This window comes from Pseudobacteroides sp. (genome assembly GCF_036567765.1).
Taxonomy (GTDB): domain Bacteria; phylum Bacillota; class Clostridia; order Acetivibrionales; family DSM-2933; genus Pseudobacteroides.
On record NZ_DATCTU010000091.1, the window covers coordinates 78822 to 96782 of the forward strand.

Genomic DNA, 17961 nt, shown 5'->3' on the forward strand with positions numbered 1-17961 from the left:
GAAATAGAGAAATCCTTAATAGAATCCCTAATAACTTATACCTTGTGATAGTATTAAATTATATATTAAGCACCTCTAAGTTTATTGTTGTCATGTTCAACACTCCTTTCACCTGATTAAAAGCGTTATTAATCTTACATTTGTCACTTTTAATATAGATAAAAACTAATTACACATTAAGTATATAGTAAGACAAATACATTAGTCAATATATGTAATAAAACTGAAATCAAAACATTAGCTCCCTGTATATTTCTATCATCAAATCCTCCACACCCTTGTAGTCCGGTTCATCGGGCAGGGGAGTATTTGCTGCAGCAAGCTTGAATCTTTTTTCGTATTCGTCAACCATTTGAAATACTTCACTATAGCTGTACTTTCCCTTACGGATATCAAGAAAAAGCTCGCGTTCCTTTTCTCGATATGTATTTACTCCTTTGCCCTCCAAGATCTCAGTCCCAGTAACCAAAAGGCGTATAAGGTGCATTGCATGCTTGTTTAAATGCAATTCGTCCTTTTTACTGTTGCGGTGATTGAGCTTTGCATACTCCTTAACGATGTTATTCATATCGCAATATATGTTCTTGAAGTCACGGAGGGGGTAGTGGCTTAGGTTAATATCAATAAATATTTCTGTTTCAACATCTTTTTTATCGGAATTATCTATATAAAGCTGAATTTCGCTGTCTGTAAAGGCCTTATAGGTCCTCTTTAAGTGATCCATCTGGCCTAAAATACTGTTTAAAATATGCTGCTCCTTTTCCTTGTGGGGATAGCTGTCGCGGGCAAGAGCATTTTGAAGCCTTCTCAGCTGAGCTGTTGCATAACTGCCGAAGCTTGTGATGGCTTTTTTGGATAAAAATAGGTTTATGTTGTCCCTTAAAAGCCTGCCTTCCTTTGTTATGGCAAGAAGATGATCCTCCCGTGTGCCCAATATTTCAAGCACATTTGGATTGCTGTTCAAACAGAGGCCGATAAATTTCTTAAGGCCATATATGACAGTATCGGTGGCCCTGTCCTCAAACTGTTCAAAGCTTGATAATCCCATAATATCCTGCTTGGCTTCCAAGGTGACACCCCTTATATCGGTATCGCTTGTTTCCACATTTGTACCATAGGAAATGGACCCGGCAGTAGTAAGTATTAATATGTTATTCCCAAGATGGGGGTCGGTTCTTAAGAAGTCATATTCTGCTGTGTTGATTTTTTCTTTTATAAAATTTATATCCATGGGCTTTCTCCTTTTATACAGTATTATAAACCTTTGCGTTCATATCTGCACCAATTATTTTATTGCAGAAAGTAAAAAAATCTTCAAATGCATTGACAATACGACTAGCATAGTAATATAATGTTATTAACAAGTTAATAATATCATTTATAAGCAATAGGTAAGGAGGGGAGTAACTATGTCAGGTATAAATAACAGAGAAATAAGAGTCGAAATTGCAAAGGAAACACTGGAAATTTTAAGTGATGGATTCTATGTAAACAGTGACAATGAAAAAATTATATTCAAGGATGAACTTGATTATGCAGTTTCAAAATCGGTTTTATATAAGCCTGAAATGCCGGAGAGTATTGGAGATGAAGTTGGTGAACTGCTTAATTTACATAGGAATAGGGGATGTAAAATAGAGGTAACAAGTGAAACAACCATACAGGCCTCCACGAGATTGGTAAACCAGGAAGTAATAAAAGAAATGGTTTGCCTGAATTTTGCGTCGGCAAAGAACCCTGGAGGCGGCTTTCTAACAGGAAGTCAGGCACAGGAAGAAAGCCTGGCAAGATCCTCCGGACTATATCCCTGTATATCGCAGATGAGTGAAATGTACGAATATAATCGAAACCATAGGACTTGTCTTTATTCCGACTATATGATCTATTCTCCTAAAGTTCCCTTTATCAGGTTTGACAGCGGAAAACTTATAAATAAGCCTGTGCTTGTTTCTGTTATTACTTCACCAGCAGTAAATGCAGGGGTAGTAATGCAAAGGGACGAAGAAGACCGCAATAAAATAGGTGAGGTAAGAATTGTGTTTGCGGTTTATGAGAAATCCGAGGATAAAAGGAACTTTAATGCTTTTAACAATGTATTTGGAAAATGAGGGGGAGATTACTATGAATTTTAAAGGATGGAACTTGTTTGAAATTGCATGGCTGACAACGTTTTCTGCAATAATGCTGATATTATCGTTTTTCTGGAAGACCAATCTTCTTGGAATTTCTGTTTATCTTACAGGAGTTGTTTGTGTAGTCTTGGCTGCTAAAGGTAATGTATGGAACTATGTGTTTGGATTATATAACTCTATAGGCTATGCATGGATAAGTTATGAGAATAAACTGTTTGGAGAGGTAATGTTAAACCTTTTGTTCTATGTTCCCACAGGAGTAATCGGTTGGTTTATGTGGAAAAGACAAATTGGCAATGATAATACTGTAATAATGAAGAAAATGAACTGGAAGGGTGTAGCAGGTTTAATAAGCTTGTGCGTAGCAGCTACCATAGGCTACGGGGTATGGCTTACAACTTTCAAGGGACAGAATACGCCATACCTTGATGCTTTTATAGTTGTGACTTCAATAATAGCAACACTTGCAATGATGTTTCGTTTCAGGGAACAATGGTTTTTGTACATTACCATAAATGTGGCACAAATAGTAATGTGGTCTATAAGGCTATTTAACGAAGGAAGCAGTGCTGCGGCTATGACGCTGATGTGGACTGCATACCTTGTAAATAGTGTTTACGGACTGTATAGGTGGAGCAAAGGTGCAAGTGATAACGGTTCATCACAGGATGAAGCTAAAATATGGGTTGGATGAGAGGTGAAAAACGATGAAAAAAACAGGGTTGGTGCTTGGGAAGTTTGCACCCTTGCACAGGGGACATCAGTATATGATTGAAACGGCTTTGAAAGAGATGGATGAGCTGCATGTACTGATATATGATTCTGATTTGATTGAGGTTCCTTTGCATGTAAGGAGCAGATGGATACGCACTTTGTATCCAAAAGCCAGCGTAATAGAAGCATGGGACGGACCCCAGGAGGTTGGAGACACGCCAGAAATTATGAAGAAAAATGAGGATTATATTATAGAACGCCTTCAGGATGTTAAAATAACCCATTTTTATTCAAATGAATTTTATGGGGATCATGTAAGCAAAGCACTTGGGGCTGAGAACCGGCAAATTGACAGGAACAGGGATGCATTTCCCATATCTGCAACTATGATCAGGGAAAACGCCTTTAGACATAAGGAATATATACACCCTCTAGTCTATGATGATTTGATCGTAAAAGTAGTCTTTGTTGGTGCTATGTCAACAGGCAAGACCACAATATGCAGCAGGCTGGCGGAAAAATACAACACAGTATGGATGCCTGAATATGGAAGGGAATATTGGGAAAAACACCAGGTAAACAGGAGAATTACTGCAGAACAGATGGTTGAAATAGCAAGAGGACATATTGAGAGGGAAGATAAGCTCTCTTATGATGTAAATAAATATTTCTTCATTGATACAAACGCCATTACCACACACATGTTTGGGATGGATTATCAAGGCTATGTGCTTGACGAGCTTGAAATGATGGCACTTAAGGCACAATCAAGGTATGATATTTATTTTCTGTGCTGTGATGATATTCCTTATGATGATACATGGGACCGCTCCGGCGATCAAAAAAGGCATATATTCCAGAAGCAGATAATTGCGGATCTGAAGGAAAGGAAGATCCCTTATGTTGAGCTTAAGGGATCTTTGGAAGAACGTATTGGTGTTGTGGACAGAGTGCTTGCCAGATTTAGAAAATATGATAATCCTGCTTCGTTGGCTTATAAATGAGTCGGTATTAACAAATAAAAACCAGCTAAATACAATTATGTATTTGGCTGGTATGAGGATTAGAATAACTCAATATACTACAAAAGAGGTTCCATATATACATTCAGGTCTCCATTGGGCATAACCTTTACAGACAATATGTTAATTCCATCAGGTACTGATGCAATCTTATTCTTTTTACCAACCAACGGGTTTAAAGTGGCTTTAAATTGATCATTAACTTCAGAGGCACTTAAACCCATTGAAGTAGGCCAGGGTACATTGGTATGAACCCACCATTTATTAAGTATTGCATTAACAACTTTTGACTTTTTGTCATATGAAATTTCGATCCATAGCTTAAGATTGGAAGAAACATCAGGTAATACAGGTACATCGGCACCTAAATCGACGTGAACTACATACTGTCTGTTATGTACAGAGGTTCCATCAAATGAATAATCAGTAATGGACTCCAAGTATGGCCCTTTACTGATATAAATTTTATCATTGGATTTTATTTTGGGAATTATGAATTTCTTAATTTCTTCCATAACTTCATCAACAGTTTTACTTGCGTTGTTTATGGTAAGTTTACTAAGCTCATTTGCTTTGTTACTTCCGAATTTCCAGAAAAGGACTCCGTTTTCAAAATCATTGTACCTGTTTTTGCCGCCATCGGATGTGCTGAGTTCTCCAGAAATCGGGTAACCCAGCTCGGGATTTTTTTTCCAACCGTGTTCTGCCCAGTATTGGCGTATTAAACCATATATTTCATGTGCAGAGATGGAGGGTTTCCAGTAAATTGAGCCGTGCTGGAAATGATTGAATCTTCCAATTCCATCGGGAGTTTTGGTTTCATCGGTCAAGGGAAAGCCTAAAATGCCTGATTCCCAGTTTAGTTGCCCCCATTTGTTTCTGATTGCTCCATGCACTTCGAATGCCTCTTTAGAGCCAGGAAACCAGAGAATTGTGCCGCCCTGAAACTGGCTATATTTTCCGTTTTGAACAGGAGAATTACTTTCATCGGTTTTTGGATAACCTAAAAAACTTTTTTCCCAACCAAGTTTAGCCCATTTGTCTCTGATAAGACCATGCACCTCGTGAGCACCGGTTAACGGTGACCAGTAAATAGAGCCGTGTTGATAGTGCCGATAATGGCCAATACCGTCAGGGCAAACTAACTCCTTAGTGGTAGGGGTTCCGAGAAATCCACCCGGGCCGCCCAATTCATTGTACTTGACATCAATTGCTGACATAAAATATCCCTCCTCTTAGCCTGCATAAGTTTACAATATTCCTGGTGTTAAGTTATAATTAGGTATGATTAAAAAATTACTTCCGCTTTTGAGCGGGTGTTGACGAGCTAAATCAACACATGAGCGAAATTTATAGCGTAAGTTATTTTTTGATCGTGCCTTATTATAGGAATACCACAGTAATTGCTAGTACAAACAATAATTGACATCTAGATTGGAATAAAATTTACAGATTTATCTTTAATTCAAAATAATGAAAATAATAACTAAATTAAGAAAGAGGTATTTTTTATGATCAGGCAAATGGATAAGATCCTAGGTGGTTTGTGGGGATTACTTATAGGAGACGCTTTGGGGGTTCCTTATGAGTTTAATGACCCCTCTGATCTCCCCCAAATAGATAAGATAGAGTTTAACCCACCTGAAGGTTTTGAAAGGTCACATAGGGGAGTATTGCCGGGAACATGGTCGGATGATGGTGCACAGGCATTGTGCCTTTTGGATTCGCTACTTGAATGCAAGACCATGAATATAGACAGCTTTGCTTCAAAGCTACTTTCCTGGTATGAAAACGGCCTTTGGGCTGTTGATAATAAAGTCTTTGATGTTGGAAACCAGACTGTAACTACATTAATGGCATATAAAAAAGGGGTGCCTCCTAACAAATCAGGCTTTATTCTACCTGATGGCAAGGGTAATGGCTCACTTATGAGGGTATTGCCCCTGGCACTCTGGCATAGAGGCAGTAAAGAAGAACTGGTATACTTTGCCCATCTTCAATCTCTTGTTACCCATGGGCATGAGATAAATCAGGTATGTTGTGCATTATATAGCTTGTGGGCAGTAGAAATTATGAATGGACTGGCCATTGATGACGCATATATGAAAGCGGTTAAAGAATTAAGGGAAATATACAGGAAGGATTCTTCGTATTATAACGAATTGGAATGCTGCTTAAGGCCGGATGATGAACCCTTTGGCAAGGGAGGAGGATATGTAGTTGACTCCTTTAGAAGCGTCAGAATGGTCCTAAATAATGAGGATTCATATGAAATGGTGGTCAAAGCAGCGGTAAGCTTAGGCCACGACACCGATACGACTGCTGCAATTGCAGGGGGATTAGCAGGAATTGCATATGGCTTTGACAGCATACCAGGCCGTTGGGTATCAGCATTAAGAGGCAGGGAAGATTTGCATACTCTTATTAATGGGCTGCTAACTCACTTAGGGATTATTTAGGAGATAACCAAATCATCTTCCCCCATACCTCGTTTAGTGTTTCTCGGAATAACTCATCTAAAAGGCTGATATCATGAGTTTTTTCGTGTTTTGCAGACTTTAGATAATCCTCATAACGATGGATATTGCTTTCAAAGAAATCCATAATAACAGGGCTTTGGGGTTCAATATCAATTTCCAACCCGGATGTTTTTTTAAGAAGCAGCTTGTTAATTTCGTTTAGGAGACATTGGTCAAGCTTCTGATTATCCATTAGCTTGCTAAACTCCATTGGAGGCATTGTGTTGTTTTTCTCAATCCACATACAGGCAAGAAGTGGTCTTAAAATGTAAAAGTATCTTTTGATTTTTACCTCATCTGTAGTTTATGTCAAGCAAATCATCTATAGGGTACTCAATATAATCCTTTTTATCTTCAATGGACAAGTACCACTCAAGCGGCCGAATGTATATAAATCGTGCGTCATAATCGCTGTCTTTGGAGGCAAAACCCCAGCCCCTGCTGCCTGATTCAACAGCATAAAGAATTCTTATACTATTTTCCCTTTCCATTTGATGGAGCTTTGATAATATGATATCCCTCATTTAATACACCTCGACTAAATAAAATTTTACTATTTTGTAAACACTTTATAGGCGTTTTGCTATATGATAGTCTTGTAGAATATTATATACTTAAACTAAAATTTGTACAAAGCTTAATTATGGGCTAAAAGTGTTTGAAGTATTACTAACATTTTAGCCTAAGAATACTGGGAGGCTACTTGTAATGAGAGTTGTAATTTTAGCTGTTATATCTGTTTTGCTGGTATTTACTTATGGATGTGATTCAAAGAAGGAACCTATGAAAAATAAACAAACTACTGCTTCGTCAACCACACCGACAAAAACAGCAGATGTTACTAAACAGAATGAGCTGCCGAATGTGAGTGTAAGTTTTACAAAAGAGTCTTTTCCTAAAATTGACGGATCAACTGCAACCATTCCTTTGACCCAGGCTATGGCAGGGAAGCTTCTTGGAATGTCGTCCGATGAATCTGAAAAGTTTATTAAGCATAATACCACCCATAACGCATATGTAAATCTGATTGAAGGTAAAGCTGACATTATTTTTGTAACGGAACCATCTGATGAAGAGCTTAAAATAGCGAAGGATGCCAATGTAGAAATTGAAGTAGTGCCTGTTGTTAAGGAGGGCTTTGTATTTCTTGTGAATATGAATAATCCAGTTAGCTCCCTTACAGTAAAACAAATACAGGATATTTACCAGGGAAAGATAAATAGCTGGTCTGAGGTTGGGGGTAACGATTCAACTATAATTCCATACCAAAGGGAGAAGAACTCAGGAAGCCAGACGATTATGGAACAGAGTGTAATGAAAGGCATTAAGATGATGGATGCACCTAAGAATATTGTTTGGGGCATGTCGGAGCTTATTGACAGCATTGCCAAATACGATAATGCAGAAAATGCTTTGGGATATTCGGTCTATTATTATGCAAAGTCTATGTATAATAAAGATACGATCAAGTTTATTGCTGTAGATGGTATAGCTCCTGATAACAATACAATCGCATCCGGCAAATACCCTTTCACAAGTGCTTATTATGCAGTGTTTAAAAAATCAGAAGCTCAAACCTCACCGGCAAGAAGTTTACTTGCATGGATTATGAGCAGGGAAGGTCAGGAAACTGCAGAAAAGGCTGGGTATGTACCTTTGGAAGTGAGGTAGATATGATGCTTAACAAAATACTTGTAATTGTGTTAATGACTGCTATTTTGATACCTGGGTGCAGTGCAAAGAATGAAAAATCCGGTTCTGCCACAAAAATACCCACAGCTTCAAAATCAGCAGATTCAGGTGCACTAGGAACACCAACCGGTGGAATTACTTCTATACCATCAAATACCCCTGTCGGAACAGTCAGTACTAACAGTACCGATTTGCCGATCGACAGCTCACAGGAAAAGCTTGTAAAAAAGATCGAAAAGGCTCAATATATTAATGTTTACGAAATTGATAGTTATAGAGAGCAGCTTGAAATTACCCGTGGAAATAGAAATGTAAGTCTGGATTATCCCCAGATTTCAGGACTTGTTGATAAACAGACAGAGAAGAGCATTAATAACAGTATAACCAATAACCTTAAAAAAGCCATTTCGGAAGAGATCTACATGGCAGAAGAAGATTGGCCTGTAGGTCTATTCAGTCATATTGCACTAAGTGCCAACAACATCTTATCAATTTCAACCACGTATTTATACTCCGATCCGATATATGGCCTTTTATTCAGGGTATCGGACGGAAAAAGGCTCAGTTTAAAGGATATATTCACAAAAGGGACTGACTATGTGTCTTTATTGAATAGGCAGGTTGAGCTTGGCATTCTTGAAGGTGATCTTGATGAAGGTGAGCTTCTCTACAAGCCTTTTTCAGGCATAAAGCCGGATCAGGATTTTCTCCTTAACTATACTGATTTGTATATTATATTCAGAAAGGGAGAAGGAGGCTTTGCCAAGGAGCATGCTGTAAAAGTGCCTTTACACAGGATTTATGATTATGTGGACATTCTTGACCATGATTATAGCTCAGGTAATTATGCAAAGCCTAAAATGGCAGAGCATAGAAACAATATTTTTTTAGTTGATAAATCCGAGGTCAGAAACGTGGGAGACGGGGATTTATGGATACGATACAAAACTATAACAGGTACTGGGGATACCAAATTTGAAAAAACTATAAACGATAAAATAAGATATGAAGTAGAAGACTTGGTAAAGCTAGATATATGGAACAACCCTTCAAAAGTGAAAAGCCCCGGAGAGCAAGCATACGACTACATGCCAAGGCATATTGGAGAGATCGAGTTTTTTCCGGAGCTCAATCAGGATGGTATTTTAAGCTTTATAAGCTACATAAGGCCCAGGGATCTTTCAATAAAAGTTGAAAAATACACAAAATCCTTTATCTTTGACCTTGTAAATAAAACTTCTACTTCATATGTAAGCATACTTGAAAGGAAGTTTAAAAAAAATAAATCCTTGGAAGATGCATTTATTAATAGGGTCCGCAGTGATCTGGATTCAAAACACGGTTATGTGATAAAACTCCTTATGGGGGACAAAAGCCCCGACTTTAATTTTAAATTCCTAAAGACTAACAGCAGTATTACTTTAGGGATGTACCCTAATGATGACGATGCAAATTTATCCATAGTGTTGACTGCAGGCTCAATTGAAGGACTAAAAGAGCCAGTAAGCACCAACATAAATATTAAACAGTTTTTCAAAATGACTCCCTATAAGTTTTTACATGATTGAGGCTAGATCACTGTTTCTTTTTTTGTATATTTATACTACTTTTAATAAAGATTGCAAACTTTTTGTCTGTAACTGTATAAAAGGGTGATTTATACTATAAATGTAGTGAATTTAAAAGAGATCTAAAGTCTTAAAGAATGTAAGGGGGATTCATATGAGAAAAAATATGGTACAATATTGATTATAAACCGTTAATGGGGCAGTTAAAGGATAGGAGAAAAATAACTGCCTAAGGAGCAATTTATGTTTAGTGATTTCATCAAACATTACAATATAATCAGAGATATTCTGAGGGATTGCTTTCTATATGGTTGCTTTTCCAGGGATGGGCTTGAAAATAAAAGAAATATAAGCTCCAGGAAAGTCAGCTATGAAATGAGGCGGATTCAGCAGTATGTTGAAGAGGAGTACATAAGAGCCGATAAGGACGGCAGGTATAAGCTTTTAAGTCTTACATATGATTTTATGAAACACTCCAACAACTTTCTGGTAAATACATATATGACAAAAAGCTTTACAAGGAGTGATCTCCTTATTTATTTTTATGCACTTTTATTTATCCAATCAAAAAATGTGCCCTGCTCTTTAGAGATGATTGAGAGTGGGCTTATCGATCAGGGACTTTTATGTATTGAGAAAATAAGCAGCAAGACAATAGAGAGAAAGCTTAACGAAATGTGTAAAAGCATTGGGGTTTTAGACTGTGAAGTGGTGAAGAGAACCAAGTATTATTCAATCTCAAAGGATATCCTTGCAGGGTTTGGTGTAGATGAGATTAAGGAGATTCTTACAGCTGTAGGTCTGTACAAAAACATTATATTTCCTGTTACATGCGGCTATTATGTGGAGCAGACCCTTAAGGATTATTTGAGTTACGACAGAAGTGACAAGACTGACAACATGAATATATTTAACTACAGGAACCTGCATTTTCATCCTGTTATAGAAGAGCTGGTATTGTGGGATGTTTTAAAAGCCATACATGATCAAAAAAGGATTAAACTTTTGTATCATGCACCAAAAAACCAGGACACAAGATTTGTAAATAACTCTTTGAGTCCTTATAAAATAAGATACGATGTAAGGCATGGCAGGTTCTATCTCATATCATTTAACGACAATAAGAAGTGCATTGTCTCAAGGCTTGACAGGGTTGAATATGTAGAAACTTTAGAGGACAAATTTGACAGGAATGAATTTTCAGATGAATTTGAAAGGCAGATGTGTCTAAGTTGGTCCAGCATGGCCCTAGAGAACGGAAAAGAACCGGAAACTGTGAAGCTGGAAGTTATTATAGATGAGGAAAACGAAGGATTTATAATAGACAGAATAATTAATGAGGCACCAAATGCAGCATTGGAAAAAATAGAGGCAGGGTGCTTCCATATAACACTTAAAGTTAATGACAGCAGTGAAATTATTCCATGGCTCAGAGGATATGCAGGTTATGTAAAGGTTTTGGAAAGTATGGAGCTGGCACAAAAACTTCGCACTGACTGGGAGGAGATGCTTTTATCATATGGAGCTGTTTAGTGAGGTAAAAAACAGATATTTTCAGTTGGTTTTAAGGATTATAAATGAATGTGCCGAGGGCAAGGCAAAAAGTGAAATACTTAAGATAATTGATGAGGGTGAATTCGAGCAGAAGGTTATAGGTAAAAAGCAACAGTCCTTTGCTGATATAATGTTAAATAGATGTGATGAGGGTGAAAATCTGTACCTGCTTGCTCATAAAGACGGCCAGTTCTATCCTGCACTGGAGGGAGCGGGAAGTCCTCCTGTGCCTGTGAGGTTTACAATTCTGGAAAAATTCTGGCTAAAGGCATTATTGGAAAATGAAGGGGTAAGAATGGTCTTAAGCCATGAAACTTATGAGAAATTGAAAAGAGAATTGGGGGGAGTAGAGTCCCCAATTAAGGATGAATACATAGAAATGACCAACACCATTAAGCTGCCTGAAATAGCGGAGCAGGAGGCCTATTCCAGAAACTTCAGGCTCATATTAAAGGCACTTGTTGATAAAAAAGCAATAAGGTATACCAATACTGATAAAAGGGGTAATGTGTACAGGGATAAGCTGGCACTTCCTGTAGGGATTGAATACTCTGCGAGGGATGGAAGGTTTAGAGTATCAATGTACTCTATCGATGATAACCGTCCCATAATGGCAAATATTTTTACCCTTTCAGAGTTAAGAATAGTGGATGAAGATGTGGGTATGGACAGAGAAACAGCCAAAAGGTTGCTATTTGAGCAAAAGTACTCCAGTGAACCCATAATACTGGAGGTTATAGATAAAAAGGCCGCCATGGAAAGGTGCTTTATGTGCTTTTCCGGGATGGAAAGGACTGCAAGGGACCTAGGGGATAACAAGTATGAGATAAAGCTAAATTATTACCTGTTTGAGGAAGAGAATCTTATAAGGAACATTATTTCGTTGGGGCCTTATGTGAAGGTGATTTCGCCCCAGAGGATGGTTGATGAGATTGTAAAAAGGGTGAAGAAGTCACTGAGCTTATATAGCCTTTAAATAAGTAGCGGTTAAGTCTTAAATAGACTTGACCGTTCTTTATGTAAAATGATTATTGGAAGATATGTAATATGAAATTTTTACAATAAGCTAAATAGAAGGATTTCATGAAGTAAATGTAGAATTGTTTAAATACTCTATCTATTAATAATTAAATCATTTCAAAATAATTTCAATCTTAATAAAAAAATCCAATAACTAAATAAAAAGGAGAATATTGTATGAACAATAGTATACTGCTGGACCATATGAAAAAAGTAAATATAACTGCTGTATCGGTTTTTTGGCTTGGCTTATTAGCATTGATTGCAGGGTCGTTCTTAAGTAAAGGAACCTCTAATCTAGTACTTATCCCCATGATTATCGGAACAGTTGCACCTACAATATTGTTATATTTAAAGAAAAATCCATACTTAATCAGTATTATTGTTTTTACAAGCTTTTCGATGTCTGGAGTAATGTCAATAACAAAAGAAATGTCGCTTTTACCTATTGCGGTTAGTGTATGTGTTTTGGGGTTATACCTTAATAAGAATTTGTTTTTAATTGGAATGGGCATTATAAACGCTGAAATTATAACTGCTCAAATTATAAATCCTGTTTTAAGCCAGAGTGATTTTTTATCAGGCCTTATAACAATTGAATTTATGGCTGTCATTTTATTTTTCTTAAATAAGTGGGGAAGTCAATTAATTCTGAAAGCATATGAGAAGGAAAAAGAGGCAAAAGATCTTGTTGATAAGCTGAAAAAGGTTATGGATGTGACAAAAGCAAACAGCATACAGTTAAATAAAAACATTACAAACTGCAACTCTGATTTGCAGACTATAAAGGAAATGAGCAGTGGTATGACCAATACTATTACTGAAGTAACTAAAGGTGTAATGGGTCAGGCTGAAAGTATTAATAAAATCAGCGAAATGATCTATGATGTTAATGGAAAAGTTGTTGAAGCACATAGTTTTTCCAAGCAACTTTCCGATGTTTCGGCTACTGCTAATAAAGTTGTCTTGGAAGGATATGAAAAGATAAGTCATATGGACAAGCAAATGGATATAATTAACAATACAGTAACCAAATCCCTTTCGACGGTTGAAGAACTGCAGAGTAACATGGATGCAGTCAATAGCTTCCTTGAAGGCATAACACAAATTTCCGAACAAACCAACCTGCTTGCTTTAAATGCAGCAATTGAGGCAGCAAGAGCCGGAGATTCCGGTAAAGGATTTGCGGTAGTAGCAGAGGAAGTAAGGAAACTTGCAGAAGAAAGTGCAAATATAGTAGAACAAATAAATGAGATAACACATCAGATTAAGGAAAAGACACAAAATGTTGTAGCTCAGGTGCAAGCCGGAAGTTTGGCGACTAATGAAGGAAAAAGCATAGTTAGCTTGGTAAATGAAAGTTTTACAAAGATTCAGGCATCTTTTAGAAATATAGACAACTATGTTACCGATGAGCAGAAAATAATTGAAAATATTACTTCACTATTCTCAAACATTCAGGATTATGCACAAGATATTGCAAGTATTTCTGAGGAGCAGTCCGCTTCGTCGGAAGAGATGCTTGCTACTGTACAGGAGGAGAATGCAAGTATTGAAAGTATTTATAACACAATGGTTGAAATTCAGAACTCAAGTGAAAAGCTTCAAGGGATTATTCAAAATAAATAAGGCTGAAATACCAGTATTTTAAGTCCATGGATGGTTTTATGAAAGGCGGTAGCATATATTCTTCATAAGGATATATACTATCGCTCTTTTTAATTTTAACGGTCAAGGTTGCAAGCTTTTTGTCTTTTAAAGCTATCCCTATTCCCGTATACTATAACTGTTCCTATTTCTTTAGCTAAGATTTCACAGTTGGTCTTGCGGTGCCTTTTACAAAATGGTAAAAGGTATGCCTGGAAAGAGGGATTTGATATATGGATAGGAGGCTCGCTTCCGCCATATTAATCAGCTCGGAAGAGTTATTTTCGGGGTTCGAATCCCCATCAGATTAGGGATCTGATTGCTATTGGTTAGCACTCGACAGTTAATCGAGATATTTTTTCAAGGATTGTTGGATAGAGTCCTCTTACTTTTGAAGAATTCTTCAAAAGAACCGCCGGCAAAAAGCCTTGAAGTGTGTGGATACCGGATAGGGCAAGCGTATTTTAATTATGTGCATTCTTCGTAATACCGAACTGTAAAATTATATGCCAGTTTGGTATCTATAGAAAACATATGCAAGGTAGGTAAGCTTTAACCTAAAGCGGCACTCCGCCTATGCTGCGGGAGGATTCTATACAAAATCGGCAATTAACAATTTGGAAAGGATGATGGATATGAAGACAATTATAAAAAATGATGAAAGAGGGTTGTTGTTTAAGGATGGAAATTACGTAAGATGCTTAAAGCCCGGTAAGTATACCTTCAATCCATTTATAAAATATAGTGTTGTTGTAGTGGATGTTAATAAGGCTTTTGATGGTGTAGGAAAAAACCTCAATCTTTACATAAATGATAAAGAGCTTTTAGAAGAGCTGAAAGTAATAGATGTTCGGGATTTTGAGATTGCCATTCATTTTGAAGACGGAAAGCTTGCCGGAGTACTTAAATCAGGTAAACATGCATTCTGGAATGTACTGAAAAAGCATGATTTTATAATGGTGGATACCAGAAACCCTGAAGTTTCAGCCGATATTGATTCTTCTATTTATAACAGCATTAAGCTTATGAACTCTCTTAACTATTTTGAGGTGGGCAGCCATGAAAAAGGTATATTGTGCTTTAACAATGTTGTGCAGAAAATTCTAGATCCGGGAAGGTACTATTTCTGGAAAGGCCCTGTAAATGTAACTGTAAAGAATATGGATTTAAGACAGCAGCAGCTTGATATGAGTGGGCAGGAGATAATGACGGAAGATAAAATCACATTAAGGCTCAATTTTGTTTGTCACTATAGAATAACCGATCCATTAAAGGTTACAAAAATAAAATCTTTGGAAGAGCAGCTCTATATATTGCTGCAGCTTATATTGAGGGAATATGTAGGTGCTCTGAAGCTTGATGAGCTTCTTCAAAAAAAGCATGAGCTTGGAAGTTTTGTTCTTCAAAAGTTGGCTGAGAAAAGTGATAACTACGGCGTGGAGTTCATTTTTGCAGGGGTTAAGGATATAATACTGCCTGGAGATATTAAAGAAATATTAAACACTGTCCTTATTGCTGAAAAGAAAGCCCAGGCAAATGTAATTACCAGAAGGGAAGAGATTGCCTCTACCAGAAGCCTTTTAAACACAGCAAAGCTTATGGATGAAAACAAGACGTTATTTAGGCTTAAAGAGCTTGAGTACCTTGAAAAGATATGTGAGAAAATCGGAAATGTTTCTCTTACGGGAGGAGGCAGTCTGATTGAACAATTGAATATGCTTCTTTCAGGCAAAACCGTACAGTGATCAATAGTAATAAAAAGTAATAAAGCAAATGTATTGACATATTAATTATCATATATTAAAATTGATCGAACTATAAAAGTGACTTTTATGATTGGTAAAGTGGTTGAGTCTTTTAAGAGATTTAATCACTTTTTATTTATGTCGCGAGAATTTATTGATTTGAGGTGTAAAGATGAAAGCATATACATGGAACCCTGCATATAACATTGTTATGAAAATTAAGAGAGATTACATAAATACATTTGGTCAATTGGATACATATGAATTTCAAACCTGGCTGTCTAGGCTTGATAAAAGGGAATACAACGATATATTCAATTATCTTAAAGTAAAACAGGTAGGTACCAATATTCTAATAAGGTACGGAATGGAAGAAATGGATAAAAGTATGTGGACGGACTCTGGGAGTGTTTTCAGGGAATGCAGAAGCGTTGTTATAGACGTGGTTAGTGAGGAGCTGGTAATTGCACCTTTCAGGAAGTTCTTCAACCTTAATGAAGTTTTGGAAAATCGTTTAGAGAACATTGAGAAGGAACTGGCAAATGCAAAGTCTGTTGAGATAACCGATAAGCTTGACGGCTCAATGCAGTGTGCAAGATGCTATAGAGGAGAGATTGTTGTCACTGGAAGCATGGCACTGGACAGAAAAAGCTCCTGGCGTTTAGAGGATGGGTACAGCAAACTCTCTCAAAACCATATGAGCATGCTCACTGATAATCCGGACTATACATTTATTTTTGAATACATAAGCATAAGGGATTCACACGTAGTAGCATATAAGCCGCATCAGGAGGGTATGTACCTGATAGGCATCAGAAGTGTTCTTGACGGCAGGCAGCTTTCATATAAGGAAATAGAGGAGTTTTCCTTAAAGTATGGGGTTGCAATGACAAAAATTGAGGGTTGCAGCTTTAATGAAGTAATGAAGGAGGCAAAAAGCCTTAAATCAACAGAAAAGGAAGGCTGGGTAATAAATATTGACAGTCATATGGTTAAGCTTAAGTGTGACGATTATGTAGATTTGCACCGTGTATTAAACAAATTTTCTTCAGCCAATACAATAATTAAGAATATTGCCGATAATACATTTGACGATCTCATAAGCAAAGTTCCCGATAACTATAGAGAAAGGATAAAATGCATCGCAAAACACATTTATGGTTATATGAAGTTCATGAATGATAAAATAGAGGATTATTACAAAAAGGCCCCGAAAGATGACAGAAAGGGTTATATGATCTGGGTATCACAAAATTGTCCTCTAGAGGTACAGGGGTATATGAGGCAGAAATTTCTAGGATCGGAGTATCATGTTTTAAAGACTTGCTATTTAAACTCTACAAAATATAAAAAACTCAATGAAATGGGCCTTGAAGAAATATTATCTGCTTATACCGATGATATGGGGGTAGTATAATGAATAAATTAGTTATGATGGCAGGGCTTCCGGGCAGCGGAAAGTCCACTGTTGCAAAGAAGCTGGCGGCAGCAGAAAATGCCGTATTACATTCATCTGATGACCTTAGGGAAGAGATGTTTGGAGACGCCAATAAGCAGGAAATGAGCGACCTATTGTTTAAAGAGCTAAATAAAAGGATAATAGGGGATTTGATGAAGGGGAACAGCGTTGTTTATGATGCTACAAACCTTAGCTATAAAAAGAGAAAAGAGTTTTTAGATAAGCTGAACCTGGATTGCTTCAAAGAGTGTGTATTGGTTGCTGCACCCTATGAAACATGTCTCACGAGAAATGGCAGGAGAAATAGAAAGGTTCCTGAGGATGTAATAGAAAAGATGTATAGAAGCCTCTTTATTCCTCAGTATTATGAAGGTTGGGACCGGATCAATATAGTTTATAGGGATGCCAGGGACAATAATGATGGTAAAGGTATAGAGAATGATAAGGGTAATGATCTTCATAAGTTTATTGAGGAACTAAAAGCTATACCCCAGGATAACAGACATCATACTTTGACAATAGGTGAACACTGTAAACGCTGTATGGAGAATATAAAGGAGCAAAATGCGGATGACAGCCTTGTAACAGCGGCATTGCTCCATGACATAGGAAAAAAGTTTACCAAGGCTTTTAAGGACTTAAAGGGCAACCCTACTGAAGAAGCACACTACTATGGACATCAGCATGTATCAGCTTATATGAGCTTGTTTTATTTAAGGCATTTGCCTGTAGAAAAAATACTTGAGATAACAAATTATATACAATGGCATATGAGGCCCTTTGATCTTCATTCGAGTAAGTCAAGGCTAAAAGCTTTGAACCTCTTCGGAAAAAACTTTTATGATAATTTGTTGAAGCTTCATGAAGCTGACACCAAGGCAAAGTAAAA

16 protein-coding genes are annotated in these 17961 nt (G+C 37.1%); 12 read left to right on the plus strand and 4 right to left on the minus strand.

Annotated elements, in window-relative coordinates; translation table 11 throughout:
* Positions 1–229: 229 nt before the first annotated feature.
* Positions 230–1231, minus strand: coding sequence for a DNA polymerase beta superfamily protein (locus VIO64_RS13755; RefSeq protein ID WP_331919161.1), 1002 nt, complete (start codon positions 1229–1231; stop codon positions 230–232).
* 178 nt (positions 1232–1409) lie between these two features.
* On the opposite strand from VIO64_RS13755, the gene VIO64_RS13760 reads away from it, so the two are divergent.
* Genes VIO64_RS13760 through VIO64_RS13770 form a run of 3 tightly spaced genes read left to right on the plus strand, consistent with a single transcriptional unit; the run spans position 1410 to position 3850 of the window.
* Positions 1410–2108, plus strand: coding sequence for a TIGR02452 family protein (locus VIO64_RS13760; RefSeq protein WP_331919163.1), 699 nt, complete (start codon positions 1410–1412; stop codon positions 2106–2108).
* Between the two features lie 13 nt (positions 2109–2121).
* Positions 2122–2826 carry a nicotinamide riboside transporter PnuC gene (gene pnuC / locus VIO64_RS13765; RefSeq protein WP_331919165.1) on the plus strand — a complete coding sequence of 235 codons (705 nt, stop codon included), beginning with the start codon at positions 2122–2124 and terminating at the stop codon, positions 2824–2826.
* A gap of 13 nt (positions 2827–2839) precedes the next feature.
* Entirely contained in the window at positions 2840–3850 is a 1011-nt protein-coding gene (locus tag VIO64_RS13770) for an AAA family ATPase (RefSeq protein ID WP_331919167.1), read from the plus strand.
* Positions 3851–3927: 77 nt separating this feature from the next.
* Here the strand turns inward: VIO64_RS13770 and VIO64_RS13775 are convergent, their stop codons facing one another.
* On the minus strand, positions 3928–5088 hold the full coding sequence (locus VIO64_RS13775) for a hypothetical protein (protein ID WP_331919169.1): 1161 nt from the start codon (positions 5086–5088) through the stop codon (positions 3928–3930).
* A gap of 291 nt (positions 5089–5379) precedes the next feature.
* Between VIO64_RS13775 and VIO64_RS13780 the strand changes: the two genes are divergently transcribed.
* Positions 5380–6327, plus strand: a complete 948-nt coding sequence (locus VIO64_RS13780) for an ADP-ribosylglycohydrolase family protein (protein ID WP_331919171.1) — start codon at positions 5380–5382, stop codon at positions 6325–6327.
* Here VIO64_RS13780 and VIO64_RS13785 read toward each other — a convergent pair.
* The gene (locus VIO64_RS13785) at positions 6320–6631 is read right to left on the minus strand and encodes a DNA polymerase beta superfamily protein (RefSeq protein WP_331919173.1); all 312 of its coding nucleotides are present in this window, start codon (positions 6629–6631) and stop codon (positions 6320–6322) included. The two genes, VIO64_RS13780 and VIO64_RS13785, sit on opposite strands and share 8 nt — an antisense overlap.
* A gap of 49 nt (positions 6632–6680) precedes the next feature.
* Complete coding sequence (locus VIO64_RS13790) at positions 6681–6911, minus strand: nucleotidyltransferase domain-containing protein (protein WP_331919175.1); 231 nt, start codon at positions 6909–6911, stop codon at positions 6681–6683.
* Between the two features lie 184 nt (positions 6912–7095).
* Here VIO64_RS13790 and VIO64_RS13795 point away from each other — a divergent pair, with 184 nt between their 5' ends.
* From VIO64_RS13795 to VIO64_RS13830, 8 genes are all read left to right on the plus strand, one after another.
* The gene (locus VIO64_RS13795; protein WP_331919177.1) at positions 7096–8058 is read left to right on the plus strand and encodes a PstS family phosphate ABC transporter substrate-binding protein; all 963 of its coding nucleotides are present in this window, start codon (positions 7096–7098) and stop codon (positions 8056–8058) included.
* Positions 7989–9647 carry a hypothetical protein gene (locus VIO64_RS13800; RefSeq protein ID WP_331919179.1) on the plus strand — a complete coding sequence of 553 codons (1659 nt, stop codon included), beginning with the start codon at positions 7989–7991 and terminating at the stop codon, positions 9645–9647. Before VIO64_RS13795 ends, VIO64_RS13800 begins: the two co-directional genes overlap by 70 nt.
* Before the next feature lie 243 nt (positions 9648–9890).
* A complete protein-coding gene (locus VIO64_RS13805) occupies positions 9891–11180 on the plus strand; it encodes a WYL domain-containing protein (protein WP_331919181.1) in 1290 nt (429 codons plus the stop codon).
* Entirely contained in the window at positions 11167–12177 is a 1011-nt protein-coding gene (locus VIO64_RS13810; RefSeq protein ID WP_331919183.1) for a WYL domain-containing protein, read from the plus strand. Before VIO64_RS13805 ends, VIO64_RS13810 begins: the two co-directional genes overlap by 14 nt.
* Positions 12178–12398: 221 nt before the next feature.
* Complete coding sequence (locus VIO64_RS13815; protein WP_331919185.1) at positions 12399–13850, plus strand: methyl-accepting chemotaxis protein; 1452 nt, start codon at positions 12399–12401, stop codon at positions 13848–13850.
* Positions 13851–14503: 653 nt separating this feature from the next.
* Positions 14504–15613: a slipin family protein gene (locus VIO64_RS13820; RefSeq protein WP_331919187.1), complete on the plus strand. Its 1110-nt coding sequence runs from the start codon at positions 14504–14506 to the stop codon at positions 15611–15613.
* 172 nt (positions 15614–15785) lie between these two features.
* A complete protein-coding gene (locus tag VIO64_RS13825; protein WP_331919189.1) occupies positions 15786–17030 on the plus strand; it encodes a T4 RnlA family RNA ligase in 1245 nt (414 codons plus the stop codon).
* A complete protein-coding gene (locus tag VIO64_RS13830) occupies positions 17030–17959 on the plus strand; it encodes an AAA family ATPase (RefSeq protein ID WP_331919191.1) in 930 nt (309 codons plus the stop codon). The genes VIO64_RS13825 and VIO64_RS13830 overlap by 1 nt, the downstream gene beginning before the upstream one ends.
* Positions 17960–17961 lie beyond the last annotated feature (2 nt).